The organism is Gilliamella sp. X-57, from assembly GCF_057063565.1.
The window spans coordinates 1-15,778 of record NZ_JBXSQI010000009.1 but is presented as its reverse complement, the minus strand read 5'-3'; the positions used below and the strand labels follow the sequence as shown (position 1 = coordinate 15,778).

Sequence of the window (15,778 nt, the reverse complement as noted above, 5' to 3'; positions counted from 1 at the left end):
GACATATTAGTATTTTTAGTGTAAATTGCTAGCCTCTTACAAATATTCCTTTCTACAAATTCATTGTTTTATTGGTAAAGTGGTGAAATTCTATATCCAGATCTTCAATTATCATCAAAAGCTTATTAATCGATTGAATTTATGTGTTGTAAGAGAGAGAATTTTTTTATAAGTAAATGAAACAAATAGACAAAAATAATATTAATTGCAAACATATCAATTTTATCCTCAAGAATTTTTAAAATTATGAATTTAACTGAATTAAAAAACACTTCTGTCTCTGAGCTTGTAGCGCTTGGTGAAAAAAAAATGGGGCTTGAAAATCTAGCCCGCCTTAGAAAACAAGACATTATTTTTGCAATCTTAAAGCAACATGCTAAAAGTGGTGAAGATATTTTTGGTGATGGTGTACTGGAAATTTTGCAAGATGGATTTGGCTTTTTGCGTTCAGCCGATAGTTCTTATTTAGCTGGACCAGATGATATTTACGTGTCGCCAAGTCAGATTCGACGATTTAATTTAAGGACTGGTGATACTATTGCGGGTAAAATCCGTCCGCCAAAAGAAGGTGAACGATATTTTGCTTTGTTAAAAGTCAACGAAGTCAATCACGATAAGCCAGAAGACGCCCGCAACAAAATTCTTTTCGAAAACTTAACTCCACTTCATCCCAATTCTCGTTTAAGAATGGAACGAGGTAATGGTTCAACTGAAGATATCACAGCAAGAGTACTTGATTTGGCATCACCAATAGGTAAAGGACAACGTGGTTTGATTGTTGCACCACCAAAAGCAGGTAAAACAATGCTTTTACAAAATATTGCTCAAAGTCTAGCAGTCAATCATCCTGAGTGTGAATTAGTGGTATTGATGATTGATGAGCGCCCAGAAGAAGTGACCGAAATGCAACGCCTAGTTAAAGGCGAAGTTGTTGCTTCGACTTTCGATGAGCCAGCAGCAAGACACGTTCAAGTCGCTGAAATGGTAATTGAACGTGCAAAACGTTTGGTTGAACATAAAAAAGACGTGATTATTTTATTAGACTCAATCACCCGTTTGGCTCGTGCATACAATACAGTTGTTCCATCATCTGGTAAAGTATTAACTGGTGGTGTCGATGCTAATGCGTTACATCGTCCAAAACGCTTTTTTGGTGCGGCTCGTAATGTCGAAGAAGGTGGTAGTTTAACAATTATTGCAACCGCACTGATTGATACTGGCTCTAAAATGGATGAAGTTATTTACGAAGAGTTCAAAGGTACGGGGAATATGGAAGTTCATTTATCTCGTAAAATTGCTGAACGTCGTGTGTTCCCAGCGATCGACTTTAATCGCTCTGGTACTCGTAAAGAAGATTTAATGACTTCACCAGATGAACTACAAAAAATGTGGATCTTACGCAAAATTCTTAACCCAATGGGCGAGACTGATGCGATGGAATTTTTGATTGATAAACTTGCCATGACTAAGACCAACGATGAGTTTTTCGAAATGATGAAGCGTTCATGATTTGCTCAGTTGTTAGTAAATATCATTAAAGTAATGAAAAAGAGCCGTATTATATTCTGATACGGCTTTTTTTATGGCAAAATATAGCGTAATTTATAAAACTTAATTAAGTTTTAGATGTTGTTAAAAAGCCTTATGGTTAAGGTTATAAAGGTTTAATAAAGGAGCCAACTCATGTCAAAACAACAAATCGGTGTTATTGGAATGGCAGTTATGGGGCGAAATCTTGCGCTCAATATTGAAAGTCGTGGATTTTCTGTTGCTATTTATAATCGTTCTAAAGATAAAACAGAGCAAGTCATGGCTGAACATTCTGATAAGCAATTGGTTCCTTATTTTACCATTGAAGATTTCGTTAATTCTTTAGAAAAACCACGTCGCATCCTAATCATGGTTCAAGCAGGTAAAGGTACAGATGCTGTAATTGATGAACTACGCCCACTTTTAGATAAAGGCGATATCATTATCGATGGCGGTAATGCTTATTTCGAAGATACAATTCGCCGTAATAAAACGTTATCAGATGAAGGATTTAACTTTATTGGTGCGGGTGTTTCTGGTGGTGAAGAGGGTGCACTCAAGGGCCCATCAATTATGCCAGGTGGACAAAAAGAGGCTTATAAATTAGTTGCACCTATATTAGAGCAAATTGCAGCTAAGGCTAATAACGAACCTTGTGTGACTTATATCGGTCCAAATGGGGCAGGCCATTATGTGAAAATGGCTCATAATGGTATTGAGTATGGCGATATGCAACTAATAGCGGAAAGTTATTCGGTGTTAAAACATGCCGCTGGTTTAACTAATGATGAACTTGCTGACGTTTTCACTGATTGGAATAAAGGTGAATTAGATAGTTATTTGATTGAAATCACCGCTGATATCTTCAAACATAAAGACGAAGAAGGTAATTATTTAGTTGATGTGATTTTAGATGCTGCAGGCAATAAAGGAACAGGTAAATGGACTAGCCAAAGCGCTTTAGATTTGGGTGAGCCTTTATCATTAATCACTGAGTCTGTATTTGCTCGTTACCTATCTGCAATTAAAGATCAACGAGTTGCGGCAGCAAAAGTGTTAAAAGGTCCGCAAAAAGAGCCTTATAGTGGCGATAAGAAAGAACTGATAGAGAAAGTTCGTAAAGCTCTCTATATGGGTAAAATTATCTCTTATGCGCAAGGTTTTGCACAATTAAAAGCCGCCTCCCATAAATATCAATGGGATTTAAATTATGGTGAAATTGCTAAAATTTTTAGAGCAGGGTGTATTATTCGTGCACAATTCCTACAAAAAATTACCGATGCTTATGCTGATAATAATGAGATTGATAATCTGTTATTAGCACCATATTTTAACCAAACGGTCGAAGCTTATCAACAATCATTGCGTGATGTGGTGTCTTTAGCCGTACAACAAGGTATTGCTGTTCCAACACTTTCGGCGGCTATTGCTTATTATGATAGCTATCGTTCGGCGGTATTACCCGCTAATTTGATTCAAGCACAACGAGATTATTTTGGTGCTCATACCTATCAACGTATTGATAAAGAAGGTGTGTTCCATACGGATTGGCTAAATATTGAATCATAATTTGTTTGATTAATAATCTCATTTTGGTATACAAAAGTGCAAGTAAGCTTTGCACTTTTGTTTATTTGTTTTTCTAGTGGATTTATTTCTTTTTTCCCGTCTTCTATCTTAGTATTTCATAAATGCTTGTCATTATTGACTTTAAACTTGTCAAGTTATTTTATTTATTAAAAAACCTAGAAAAACACTATATATGGTGTATAATTTAAAAATAAACACTATATATAGTATAATCTAAGCGATGTGAAAACTCTGTTTTATATCATAAAAGAGTAATAATTACATGAATATTTTTAGTGATATAAAACCTATGCCAATTGCTAATTATTAATGAATATTGAGGAGATGTATGCCTGTAGTAATTAAACGTGATGGTTGCCAAACTGCATTTAATGAGACTCGAATCAAAGATGCCATTGTTAAAGCTGCAGTGGCGGCCAATGTTCATGATCCAGATTATTGTGCAACGGTTGCTCGTATTGTTACCAATCAAATGACTGAGCGAGAAAGTGTCGATATTAACGAAATTCAAAATGCGGTTGAAAATCAGTTGATGTCAGGTCCGTATAAAAAATTAGCAAGAACTTATATTGAGTATCGTCATGATCGTGATCGCGCTCGTGAAGAACGTAGCCGGCTAAATCAAGATATTCGTGGGCTAATTGAGCAAAGTAACGTTGCTATTTTAAATGAAAATGCTAACAAAGATAGCAAGGTGATTCCAACTCAACGTGATTTGCTCGCTGGTATTGTGGCAAAGCATTATGCTAAACAATATTTATTACCAAAAGACATTGCACGCGCTCACGATTGTGGTGAAATTCATTATCATGATTTAGATTATGCGCCATTTTTCCCGATGTTTAACTGTATGTTAATTGATTTAGATGGTATGTTAACTAATGGATTTAAAATGGGTAATGCTGAAATTGAGCCACCAAAATCAATTGCGACAGCGACAGCAGTAACTGCGCAAATTATTGCACAAGTCGCTAGCCATATTTATGGCGGGACGACTATTAATCGCATCGATGAAGTTTTAGCGAAATTTGTTACCATCAGTTATAACAAACACAAACAAGTGGCAGAAGAGTGGAATATCCCAACTCCAGAAGATTATGCTAAAAGCCGAACTCAAAAAGAGTGTTACGATGCGTTTCAATCTCTAGAATATGAGGTGAACACTTTACATACTGCTAATGGTCAAACGCCGTTTGTTACTTTTGGTTTTGGTTTAGGAACAAGTTGGGAATCACGCTTAATTCAAGAATCTATTTTAAAAGTTCGCATTAAAGGACTTGGTAAAAATCATAAAACGGCTGTTTTCCCGAAATTGGTTTTTGCAATTAAAGATGGTATTAATCATAAACCAGGTGATACTAATTATGATATTAAACAACTTGCCTTAGAGTGCGCAAGTAAACGTATGTACCCAGATATTCTAAACTACGATAAAGTTGTCGAAGTTACTGGCTCATTTAAAACGCCAATGGGCTGCCGAAGCTTTTTAGGTGTATATGAAGAAGATGGTCAATTAATTCATGATGGTCGTAATAATTTAGGTGTAATTAGTCTAAACTTGCCGCGTATAGCCATTGAAGCTAAAGGTGATGAAACGCGTTTTTGGGAAATTTTAGATAAACGTTTAGCGCTATGTAAAAAAGCGTTAATGACGCGTATTGTTCGACTTGATAGCGTAAAAGCTCGGGTAGCTCCTATTTTATATATGGAAGGTGCTTGTGGTGTGAGACTTAACGAAGACGATAGTGTTTCTGAGATTTTCAAAAATGGTCGCGCTTCAATTTCTTTAGGTTATATTGGTCTTCATGAAACCTTAAATGCACTTTACGAAAATCAAATTCACCCATTTGATAGTGATAAATTACGTGAAAAGGGGGTAGAAATTGTTGAGCGTTTACGTAAAGCGGTAGATCAATGGAAGGATGAAACTGGTTATGGCTTTAGCTTATATAGTACACCAAGCGAAAACTTATGTGATCGATTCTGCCGACTTGATACAGCCGAATTTGGTGTAATTGCTGGTGTTACTGATAAAGGCTATTATACAAACAGCTTTCATCTTGATGTTGAGAAAAAGGTTAATCCATACGAAAAAATCGAATTTGAAAAAATGTATCCTTCTATCGCAAATGGTGGATTTATTTGCTATGGTGAATATCCAAATATGATTAATAATATCAAAGCATTAGAGGATGTATGGGATTACAGCTATACTCGAGTGCCTTATTATGGAACTAACACGCCCATTGATGAATGTTATGAATGTGGTTATACCGGTGAGTTTTCGTGTACAAGTAAAGGCTTTGTTTGCCCAAGTTGTGGTAATCATGACTCTACAAAAGTGTCTGTGATTCGCCGTGTTTGCGGATATTTAGGTAGTCCTGATGCTCGTCCATTTAATGCTGGTAAACAAGAAGAGGTCAAACGTCGGGTTAAACATTTGAATAATGGTCAAATTGGTTAATAATAAATGCGATACTTATGAATTATCATCGTTATTATCCTGTCGATGTTGTTAATGGTGAAGGAACTCGCTGCGTGCTTTTTGTTGCTGGTTGTGTACATCAGTGCCCTGGTTGTTATAACAAAAGTACATGGGGAGTAAATTCTGGTTTGCTATTTACGCAATCGCTTGAAGATCAAATTATCAAAGATTTACAAGATACCGAGATAAAACGCCAAGGATTATCGCTTTCTGGCGGTGATCCTTTGCATCCACAAAATGTGTCAACGATATTAAGACTGGTTCAACGCGTTAAATCCGAGTGTGATAGTAAAGATATCTGGCTTTGGACTGGCTATAAACTTGATGAGTTAACCATCGAACAACAAGCCGTTATTCCTTACATTGATGTGCTAATTGATGGAAAATTTATACAAGAACTTGCTGATCCTCGCTTATTGTGGCGAGGAAGCAGCAATCAAGTTATTTATCGTTTTAAATAAAAAAACTGGGTTATTTTTGTGACTTATGTAAATTTAAAAGATAAGAAATGGCCTCACGATAATTAATTTCAAGATTTTCACTGCTGGATGATGTGATATGTAAATCGGTTATCTTACCGTTATCAATACCGTAAACCCAACCATGTAAATTCACTTTTTGACCTCGTTGCCATGCTGATTGGATTATTGTGGAGTGCCCAAGATTGTAAACTTGTTCAATTACATTGAGTTCACATAACACATCTAAGCGGATATCGGGTGGAAATTGGCCCAGCAGTGAACTGTTTCGAAACCACAGATCACGAATATGCAGTAGCCAGTTATTAATTAACCCTAAATCAGGATTTTCAACCGCATCACGAATTCCACCACAACCTAAATGACCGCAAACAATGATATCTTCAATTTTAAGTACATCTACAGCATATTGCACTACTGATAAACAGTTGAGATCGGTATGAATAACAAGATTGCCTACGTTTCTATGAACAAATAGCTCACCTGGTTTTAGCTGGATAAGTTTTTCTGCTGAAACACGGCTATCTGAACAGCCAATCCATAAAAATTTCGGATTTTGTGCAACGGCAAGCTGTTTAAAAAATTCAGGATCTTCTTGCTCAATTTTTTCTGACCATTCGTGATTAAAACGAATTAAATCTTCGACATCAAACATAATTGATATTTCCTCATATATTTCATTATTATTCTTATACTATGCTTATTTTTGATTTTACGTTACTCAATTCTTTCAATATGCTCAATCTTGCTTTTCATTATCAGTTTACGCCATAAAGGGGTCGTTAATACTTTGGCTTTGAAAATTTTGCAATAAAGTTTTAATCGTAGTGGAATTGTGCGTTGATAATAACATTTATTAGGTTTGGGGTGGTGGCTGTTTAAAATTTTACTTAAAATTTCAGCACTATCCAAAGCATAGCTAATACCTTCTAAAGAACTTGCACTAATAAAACCAGCTGCTTCACCAATTAAAAAGATATTCTCATTGCCAGTGTAAAAATCACGCAATCGATTTGGGTAAACGACTAAACACTTTTCTGTTTTTAGCGGTTTACCGAAAATGAATCCTTGTGTTGCTAATTTTTCTTTTAATTTTTCAAAATTTTGATTTGCTACTTTTTTGGGGAAAGCGCCACCGAAAATAAAATAGCCATCTTTCGAAATGCTCCAAGCGTAGCAATTTGTCGATTCATTATCAAATACACACGAATTAAAAGGGTTTGGATGCAGTTCTGGAAACCATTGCTGTATCGCCACATATTGTCTTATTGTATGCTGAGGATATCGCATCCGCCTCACAAGGGAATTTGCGCCATCAGCACCGACCACATATTGTGCGGTGATATTGTGTTCATTTTTATTTTCATCTTGATAGGTAATTTGATACCCATCAATGATACGTCTAACTTCTTTACAAAGTGTATTATGAAGGACGGTGACGTTTGATGGTATTAGTGATTTTAGCCATAGATCAAATTTATGCCTATCGAAACTCACATAACTTCGTTGATAATTCCGAACAAGTTTGGTTTGTAAGTCATAAGTTTTGACACTAAAAATTTGTGGATTCGTTAAAATATCAGCTGGTAAGTTCAAATTTTGCCGAACAAAGGCCCTTTGTGCATCATCTGCTAATAGTCCACCACAAGGTTTATGAAATCCTCCATCTCCTGTTTGATGTTTTGTATCTAATGCAATGACTTTAAAAGACGGGTTAAGTAAACGAGCTAGTGTACTGCCAGCCGGTCCAAGTCCTATGATTGCGATATCGTAATCCATGTATTGTGTTGCTTGTCTTATCATGTTTAAAAGGCGGTTATGGTAGCAAATTAAATTAAGTGTGGCTATTAGAGATGTGAGTTGCTCTATGCCAGTTAATTTGTAAAGAAGTTTCAGGAAAGTATGTGTTTCAGTATAAAAATAGGATGTGAATTTGCCTTTTTAATGCATTAATTTTTGTTATTGGTCTGATATTGTTTTTAAAAATGATTTATTTAATTCATCAAATGGCAACGTACGACTGATAATTACTAATCGAGATATTCTTTCTGCTAAATTTTGCCAAGGAGAACCATAGTCAAATCCTACGATTTTATGTACACCTTGAACAATCAATCGTTGATTGTTATTTTTGATAGCTAAAACACCTTTGTAGCGTAACATGTCGTTACCATATTGTTCGACTAAGCTCTCCATAAAGTTGCCAATCTTTTTCAGGTCGAGCTCACCAGCTTCAAAAAGATAAGAACAAATATTATCACCCCATAATGTTGCTTGTTTTTGGATTGGTAGTGGTTGAAAGTTTACTTCAAGTTTTTTCGTTGGGTTGATAACAAAAAAGCCTTTATTTATTGTTAGTTCATCACTGAGATCAAAGGCATGTATATCAAGCCATTGTGATTTTGGTATTTGCCCTTTTATAGCTTCAAAGATAGTGGCTTTATGATTGATTTTATGAATTCGATTAATCACTTCGGCTTTTTGTTGATCACTAATACAGTCAGTTTTAGTTAAAATAATACGATCTGCAAAACCAATTTGTGAAAGGGTTACCGGATGTTCATTAAGATGTTTTAAAATATGATTGGCATCGACAAGAGTAATAATTCCATCAAGTTGAATTGTTTCTCGAATTAAATCATCAATAAAAAAGGTTTGAATGATTGGTGCTGGATCGGCAAGTCCAGTTGTTTCGATAATCAGCCGATCAAATTGTAATTCGCCTGTTAAACGCTTTGTGTGTAATTTATGTAATGCTTCAGTAAGTTCGCCTTGTACGGTACAACAAATACACCCATTAGTCATTTCGACAATTTGAATTTCGGTACTAACATTTAATAAACTGCTATCGATATTTACTGGACCAAATTCATTTTCGATAATAATTACTTTCTCATCATGGTTATGCTTTAACAGATAATTAATAAGTGTTGTTTTACCGGAGCCCAAAAAACCAGTTAATAAGGTAACAGGTAATAATGAAGATGAAATAGGGTCTGTCATTTATTGTCCCTTAGTCTTTAGCAACATTTAAATCCACCTTTGCCACTATATTTTGCATCTTGACGCTCTTTGAAAAACTCTTCATAAGTCATGGGTGTTTGTTCTGGATGAGTGAGCTTCATATGCTGAACATAATTATCATAATCAGGAATGCCAATCATTAATTTAGCTGCTTGGCCTAGATATTTTCCTGCTTTAGCGAGTGAATCAAACATACCTTTTCTCTTAATTGAACGTTATTGTCTTATACTGAGATATTAAATCCTTGTTAACCATATCTCATAACTCAAATTATATTTAAAAATTAATGTATTCCAATATAAGATGCTAATTAGCCTGAGTCAATCATTGATTAATACTAATTATTATTAAATTAGGTAATATGATGAAATTTCGATAGCCCTTAATTTTATTTACTTTTCGTTGATTTAGAAGAAGGGTGTATTTCAATTTTTTCATGAAATACATTTATCTATTAGTAAATAACTTCTATAATATTCACTAATTTATCATGCATAAGAGTTAATAATGGAAAAGTTTCACGTAACAGGTCCAACCACGCTAAATGGTGATGTGGTTATCTCTGGCGCAAAAAATGCTGCGCTACCCATTTTATTTGCTGCGATTTTAGCTGAAAAACCAGTAGAGCTTCGCAATGTTCCCAAATTGAAAGATATCGACACAACGTTGGAATTGTTAAGCCAGCTAGGCGTAAAATGTGAACGAAGTGATATTATTCATCTTGATGCAGGTCATCTTAATAATTATTGTGCACCTTATGAGCTAGTTAAAACGATGCGCGCTTCAATTTGGGCTTTAGGTCCGCTTGTTGCTCGTTTTGGACAAGGACAAGTTTCATTACCTGGTGGCTGTGCTATCGGTGCAAGACCTGTTGATCTTCATATTACGGGTCTTGAACAATTAGGGGCGACAATTATACTTGATGAAGGTTATGTTAAAGCATCGGTAAATGGACGACTGAAAGGTGCTCATATTGTTATGGATAAAGTGAGTGTTGGCGCGACTGTGACTATTATGTCAGCTGCTACTTTAGCTGAGGGTAAAACTGTAATTGAAAATGCAGCTTGTGAACCTGAAATTGTTGATACAGCTAAATTCCTGAATATGCTAGGCGCTAAAATTACCGGTGCTGGTACTATGCGTATTGAAATTGAAGGGGTCGAATGTTTAGGTGGTGGTGTGCATGAGATCGTTTCTGATCGCATTGAAACAGGGACTTTTTTAGTTGCGGCTGCTATATCTCAAGGTAAAATTACTTGTCGTAAAACTGATCCTACCTTGCTTGATTCTGTGCTTTCTAAATTGAAGGAGGCTGGTGCTAAAATTGAAATTGGTGATGATTGGATTTGTTTAGATATGCAGGGAAAAAGAGCGAAAGCGGTCAATATTCACACCGCTCCGCATCCAGGGTTTCCTACTGATATGCAAGCGCAATTTTCATTATTGAATATGGTTGCTGAGGGTACAGGAATCATTAAAGAAACGATTTTTGAAAATCGATTTATGCATGTGCCTGAGTTAATTCGTATGGGTGCTAGAGCTGAAATTGAAGGCAATACATTAATTACGCATGGCGTTGAAAAACTGAGTGGAACACAAGTCATGGCAACGGATTTACGAGCATCAGCAAGTTTAGTTTTAGCCGGTTGCATAGCAGAAGGTTTAACGACGGTTGATCGAATTTATCATATTGATCGTGGTTATGATAATATTGAAGAAAAACTAAGAAAATTAGGTGCGAATATTGAAAGGGTAAAATAAATCTCATTTTATTAAATATGATGAGTCAGTTACTTATTCAAAAGAGGGACAACAATGACAAAACAAGCGTTGGTATTTTTATCAAATGGTTGTGAAGAAACAGAAGCAGTCACGACAATTGATTTATTAACCAGAGCCGATATTAAAGTGACTACCGCGAGTATCTCGAATACTCGTGAAATTGAATGTTCCCGAGGAGTAACAATTTTAGCTAAAAAAACGATTTTAGATATTCAATACATTGATTTTGACGTTGTTATTTTACCCGGTGGTGTAAAAGGCGCAGAAAATTTTCGAGACTGTCCGTTATTGATCGAGAAATTAAAGCAAACACATCAAAATGGCGGTATTGTTGCTGCAATCTGTGCTTCGCCAGCAGTGGTTTTACAGCATCATAATTTATTTCCGCATGCCGGTATGACTGGTTATCCAACCACTAAAGATGCATTTAAAAACTGGAAAGCTAATAGAGTTTATTTTGATGAACCAAATAAAGTTATTACCAGCCAAGGTCCTGCGACTTCCATTGATTTTGCTTTAAAAATTATCGAGGTATTGTTAGGACAAACAAGAGCAGCCGCGGTTGCTGAGCAGTTAGTTCTTCCAGCAGGGATTGAATCCTATCAATAAATAGGTATTAAATGCCAAATTCACATTTGTACGAAAGATTAGTTAAAAGAGCGACATTGAGCGCCGTTCTAATCTCTATTTTTCTAATTTTAATTAAATTGATAACTTGCTGGGTAACCGGTTCAATAAGTTTATTTGCGTCATTATTGGATTCAAGTATCGATTTACTTGCTTCTGGATTCAATTTTTTTTTGGTCCGTTATGCGCTAAAACCGGCAGATGATGAACATACTTTTGGTCATGGTAAGGCAGAATCGTTGGCTGCATTATCGCAGAGCGCATTTATTATTGGTTCTGCGATAATTTTATTACTTTCTAGTATTCGCTCTTTTATTCACCCAAGCGAGTTGCAGCTTCCTTTATTAGGAATTACTGTTTCGATAGTTTCTGCTGTAATTACAGCTGTTCTTGTCTTATACCAAAGACACGTTGTAAAAATGACCAGCAGTAATGCTATTCAGGCTGATATGCTACATTATTCTTCCGACATGCTGATGAATATTGCTGTTATTATTGCACTTTGTTTAAGTTGGTACGGCATTACTTATGCTGATGCTGCCTTTGCATCGCTTATTGCTTTATACATTTGTTATAACGCTTATCATATTGCTTATCGTGCTATTCAGGATCTACTTGATCGTGCTTTGCCTGATAGCGATAAGGTAAGAATTGCTGAAATTGTTACTTCATATCCTGAGGTACAAGGTTTTCATGAGCTAAAAACACGGCAAGCAGGTCCTTTAAAATTTATTCAATTGCACCTTGAGCTAGATGATGATATGCCTTTAATTAGAGCACATGCTATTGCCGATGCTATTGAAAAACATATTTCTAAAGAGTTCTCTCCAGCAACAGTGATTATTCACCAAGATCCAATTTCCGTTGTGCCAACCGAAATAAAGAAGTAGAAAAATTAATCAAAAATAGCTTTTATTGTCTATTGTTAGATATCTGTTAAGACTCTATAATAACGAAAAGTTAATAATTTGGAGTTGTTTCATATGATAAAAAAAATAGGTATTTTAACCAGTGGTGGCGATGCTCCAGGAATGAATGCTGCTATTCGTGGTGTTGTAAGAACTGCATTAGCAGAAGGATTGGATGTCTTTGGTATTTATGATGGTTATATGGGGCTTTGTGAAGATCGTATTGTTCAATTAGAGCGTTCAAGTGTATCAGATATTATTACTCGTGGTGGTACATTTCTTGGTTCGGCTAGATTTCCAGAGTTTAAAGATAAAAACGTAAGACAAAAAGCCATTGCTAATTTAAAAAAACATCAAATTGATGCTTTAGTGGTTATTGGTGGTGATGGTTCATATATGGGAGCAATGCGATTAACTGAAGAAGGTTTTCCTTGTATCGGTTTACCTGGTACTATCGATAATGATATTCGTGGAACTGATTATACCATTGGCTATTTTACTGCCCTTAGCACTGCAGTTGAAGCAATTGATAGATTACGTGATACTTGTTCTTCGCATAACCGAATTTCAGTTATTGAAATCATGGGGCGGGACTGTGGTGATTTAACCTTAAATGCTTCTGTTGCTGGCGGCTGTGAATTTATGATTATTCCTGAGGTTTCTTATACTAAAGAAGATCTAATCGAAGAAATTAAACTGGGCTTTGCAAAAGGTAAAAAACATGCAATTGTAACTGTTACAGAGCATATGTGTGATGTAAACCAACTTGCAGCAGACATTGAAGCGGCGGTTCATCACGAAACACGTGCAACGGTATTAGGTCATGTTCAACGTGGTGGCTCTCCTGTTCCTTATGATCGTATTTTAGGTTCTCGCATGGGAGCTTATGCTGTTGAATTGTTGCTACAAGGTCAGGCTGGTAGAAGCGTTGGTGTACAAAATGGTAAATTAGTACATCATAATATTATTGAAGCTATCAATAATATGAAACGTCCATTTGATATAGATCTGTATAATACGGCTAAAAGATTATTTTAAATGGTAATTATGCCGTTAAAGCATAATCAATATTGATAAAGATCTGACTGCTTGATTATAGGTGACTGATTGACGATAAAATCCTAAAACAGTCATCTATTGTTTATTTGTTAGCTTTCCTATAGTTAGCTGATATTGGATTAAACTTATCATAAAATAATCTTTGAATTTATCAAGTGCTCGATTAATGACAATGGTATATAGGTGATTTTATGTCATTACGTTTTTTAGAAGATAATGATCGTTTTTATGCTTGTGATACTAATAATAAAGAAGTTGCTGAAATGGCCTTTACAAGAGTGGGAAAAGATAAAGCTACCATTAATCATACTTATGTCGATCCTGCATATCGAGGCCAAGGTATTGCTGATCATTTGTTAGACCTTGTCGTTAAACGATTACAGCAAGAGGAACGTGAAATTATTCCTATTTGTTCATTTGCTGTTAATAAATTGGCTAGATAACCAGTTTAAACACAATATAATAACTAATTGATTTATATTGTTATATATGTTGTGTTTTGCCTAAAATTTTTTTGTAAATGATGGTTCTAGTTACATGAAAATGTGGTAATGTATGCTAATTACTTTCATTATTTACACTATCTAAAATGGTAACAGAAAAAACACAAAAAATTCATTCCATTCATGTATTACGTGGTGTTGCAATTATTATGATTGTTTTTAGTCACTGTTTGGGGGTGTTTAAAAATACTCATTTAATCGCTAATAGTTATTTATTTTCTTTTTTGAATTTATTTGCGTTTAATTTTACTACTTTTTTTGTATTAATTGCTGGTTTTTTATTTCAACATTTAACCTATAAATTCAATACTAAATCATATTATTTATCAAAAATTAAGACAGTAGTATGTCCTTATATTTCAGTATCAATTTTCTGCTTTATATTTTTCCATTATCAGTATTTATCCGATTTACCATGGTTCTCATCAACTGAAACTAGTATTATCAGCACGATAGTTCGTATGATGCTAACTGGTACGCAGCTTCTACCTTTGTGGTTTATACCGATGATTATCATTGTATATTTTATGGGGCCACTCTTTTTTTATTGGTCGAAAAAGAATTTAATCGTCGTAAGTTTGATTGCTATGTTTTGGGTCGTGATGTTTACTAAACCCGATTTTACTAAACCGCTTTTAAATTTATTGCATTATGGTCCTGTCTATCTAATTGGTATGATGATAAAACAAAATTATCAAACCATCATGAAGTCAATAAAAGATAATTTGTACTGGGTGATATTCCTTTTTAGTTTATGTTTTCTTGTTCCATTCACTTATCGTTATACAAGCCATTTAGTCGTTGAAAAACTTTATTACGATACATTACAAAAGATCATATTATTTATATTAGCACTCTATTTTTTAGATGGACTCAACCATAAAATAAATGAGGGGAAACTATATAAATTCTTTTCTTATATGGCAAATATTAGTTTTCCAATTTATTTTATCCATGAAATTATTGTGTTAGAGCTTGAACATCTAGTGTATATGTCCCCACTAAGCAATATAATCAAAACCGAAAATGGTTGGTTGGCATCGTTGGGCGCTGTGACCTTCTTGGTATCCACTTTAATTTTAAGTGTAATGATAGCTAACATAATAAAATTGATTTTCAAAAATAAAGCAAAATATCTTATCGGTGGAATTCGCTAAATAATGTCACTCACATTTAAATTTAGCATTTTTTGAAGATATTTTTATTAAAAAACTCTCTGAATTTTTTCTTCAAAAAAATAATAAATAGTTTTTATTTGAAAATTACTAGCAGAATATAAATTAATACTCAAAATCTGTATTGAAAGTACGAGGGGTCTTTATATTCCTATATAAATTAACTTAATGAATTGTTTTTTCAGTAACAAATGATTTTTATTTTGTTTATACAGAATGTGACGAATAAAAATATTTGAACAAATAAAAAACAAACGGAAAAAAAATTAAAATTAATACTTGCACGAATTTTTAAAGCCCCTATAATGCGCATCCACTGACACGCAGTCAGCGACAAGCAGGCGGTGAGTGAGTTAAAAATAAGATCGAAAATTTGAAAAAAGATCTTGACGAATAAAAAAGTGTAGCGTAATATACGCAGCCCTTGAGACAGCAAACTAAATTAACAAAAAGTTGATTAGATATTGAAGCTGTCAGCTCTTTAAAAAGAAGAAACAGACAATCTGTGTGGGCACTTGCGAGACAAAGAATGAAAAGTCTACGGACTTAAAAATTAAGTCTTGATAAGTGACACTGAAGATTCATTTGAATATGTCAGAGACAGTTATTGAGCATC

General features: G+C 34.6%; 14 protein-coding genes. 10 read left to right on the top strand and 4 right to left on the bottom strand.

Translation table 11 applies throughout. From position 1 onward, the window contains the following. The first annotated feature begins 246 nt into the window (after nt 1-246). From rho to nrdG, 4 genes are all read left to right on the top strand, one after another. Nucleotides 247-1,509, top strand: a complete 1,263-nt coding sequence (rho, locus tag ACYIAL_RS05540) for a transcription termination factor Rho (RefSeq protein ID WP_034910472.1) — start codon at nt 247-249, stop codon at nt 1,507-1,509. Nucleotides 1,510-1,683: 174 nt separating this feature from the next. Further along, the gene (gene gndA / locus ACYIAL_RS05535; RefSeq protein ID WP_483751172.1) at nt 1,684-3,099 is read left to right on the top strand and encodes an NADP-dependent phosphogluconate dehydrogenase; all 1,416 of its coding nucleotides are present in this window, start codon (nt 1,684-1,686) and stop codon (nt 3,097-3,099) included. A 349-nt stretch (nt 3,100-3,448) separates the two neighbouring features. Continuing rightward, the gene (nrdD, locus tag ACYIAL_RS05530; protein ID WP_483751171.1) at nt 3,449-5,584 is read left to right on the top strand and encodes an anaerobic ribonucleoside-triphosphate reductase; all 2,136 of its coding nucleotides are present in this window, start codon (nt 3,449-3,451) and stop codon (nt 5,582-5,584) included. Nucleotides 5,585-5,601: 17 nt separating this feature from the next. Further along, a complete protein-coding gene (gene nrdG / locus ACYIAL_RS05525) occupies nt 5,602-6,066 on the top strand; it encodes an anaerobic ribonucleoside-triphosphate reductase-activating protein (protein WP_160432247.1) in 465 nt (154 codons plus the stop codon). 10 nt (nt 6,067-6,076) lie between these two features. Here the strand turns inward: nrdG and can are convergent, their stop codons facing one another. The 4 genes from can to ACYIAL_RS05505 all read right to left on the bottom strand — a co-directional run bounded on the left by can (nt 6,077) and on the right by ACYIAL_RS05505 (nt 9,302). Next, on the bottom strand, nt 6,077-6,739 hold the full coding sequence (gene can / locus ACYIAL_RS05520; RefSeq protein WP_065638422.1) for a carbonate dehydratase: 663 nt from the start codon (nt 6,737-6,739) through the stop codon (nt 6,077-6,079). A gap of 62 nt (nt 6,740-6,801) precedes the next feature. Continuing rightward, a complete protein-coding gene (locus ACYIAL_RS05515; RefSeq protein WP_483751170.1) occupies nt 6,802-7,887 on the bottom strand; it encodes an FAD-binding protein in 1,086 nt (361 codons plus the stop codon). A 156-nt stretch (nt 7,888-8,043) separates the two neighbouring features. Continuing rightward, nucleotides 8,044-9,087, bottom strand: coding sequence for a CobW family GTP-binding protein (locus ACYIAL_RS05510; RefSeq protein WP_174797951.1), 1,044 nt, complete (start codon nt 9,085-9,087; stop codon nt 8,044-8,046). Nucleotides 9,088-9,104: 17 nt separating this feature from the next. Beyond that, nucleotides 9,105-9,302, bottom strand: coding sequence for a YbdD/YjiX family protein (locus ACYIAL_RS05505; protein WP_174797950.1), 198 nt, complete (start codon nt 9,300-9,302; stop codon nt 9,105-9,107). 313 nt (nt 9,303-9,615) lie between these two features. Between ACYIAL_RS05505 and murA the strand changes: the two genes are divergently transcribed. From murA to ACYIAL_RS05475, 6 genes are all read left to right on the top strand, one after another. Continuing rightward, entirely contained in the window at nt 9,616-10,869 is a 1,254-nt protein-coding gene (gene murA, locus ACYIAL_RS05500) for a UDP-N-acetylglucosamine 1-carboxyvinyltransferase (RefSeq protein WP_483751169.1), read from the top strand. Nucleotides 10,870-10,923: 54 nt separating this feature from the next. After that, nucleotides 10,924-11,499: a DJ-1 family glyoxalase III gene (locus ACYIAL_RS05495; protein ID WP_483751168.1), complete on the top strand. Its 576-nt coding sequence runs from the start codon at nt 10,924-10,926 to the stop codon at nt 11,497-11,499. 11 nt (nt 11,500-11,510) lie between these two features. Continuing rightward, nucleotides 11,511-12,407: a cation diffusion facilitator family transporter gene (locus ACYIAL_RS05490; protein WP_483751167.1), complete on the top strand. Its 897-nt coding sequence runs from the start codon at nt 11,511-11,513 to the stop codon at nt 12,405-12,407. Nucleotides 12,408-12,500: 93 nt separating this feature from the next. Beyond that, nucleotides 12,501-13,463, top strand: a complete 963-nt coding sequence (gene pfkA / locus ACYIAL_RS05485) for a 6-phosphofructokinase (protein ID WP_174797946.1) — start codon at nt 12,501-12,503, stop codon at nt 13,461-13,463. 212 nt (nt 13,464-13,675) lie between these two features. Beyond that, nucleotides 13,676-13,927, top strand: coding sequence for a GNAT family N-acetyltransferase (locus ACYIAL_RS05480; protein ID WP_483751166.1), 252 nt, complete (start codon nt 13,676-13,678; stop codon nt 13,925-13,927). A gap of 146 nt (nt 13,928-14,073) precedes the next feature. Beyond that, complete coding sequence (locus ACYIAL_RS05475; protein WP_483751165.1) at nt 14,074-15,144, top strand: acyltransferase family protein; 1,071 nt, start codon at nt 14,074-14,076, stop codon at nt 15,142-15,144. Nucleotides 15,145-15,778: the final 634 nt, after the last annotated feature.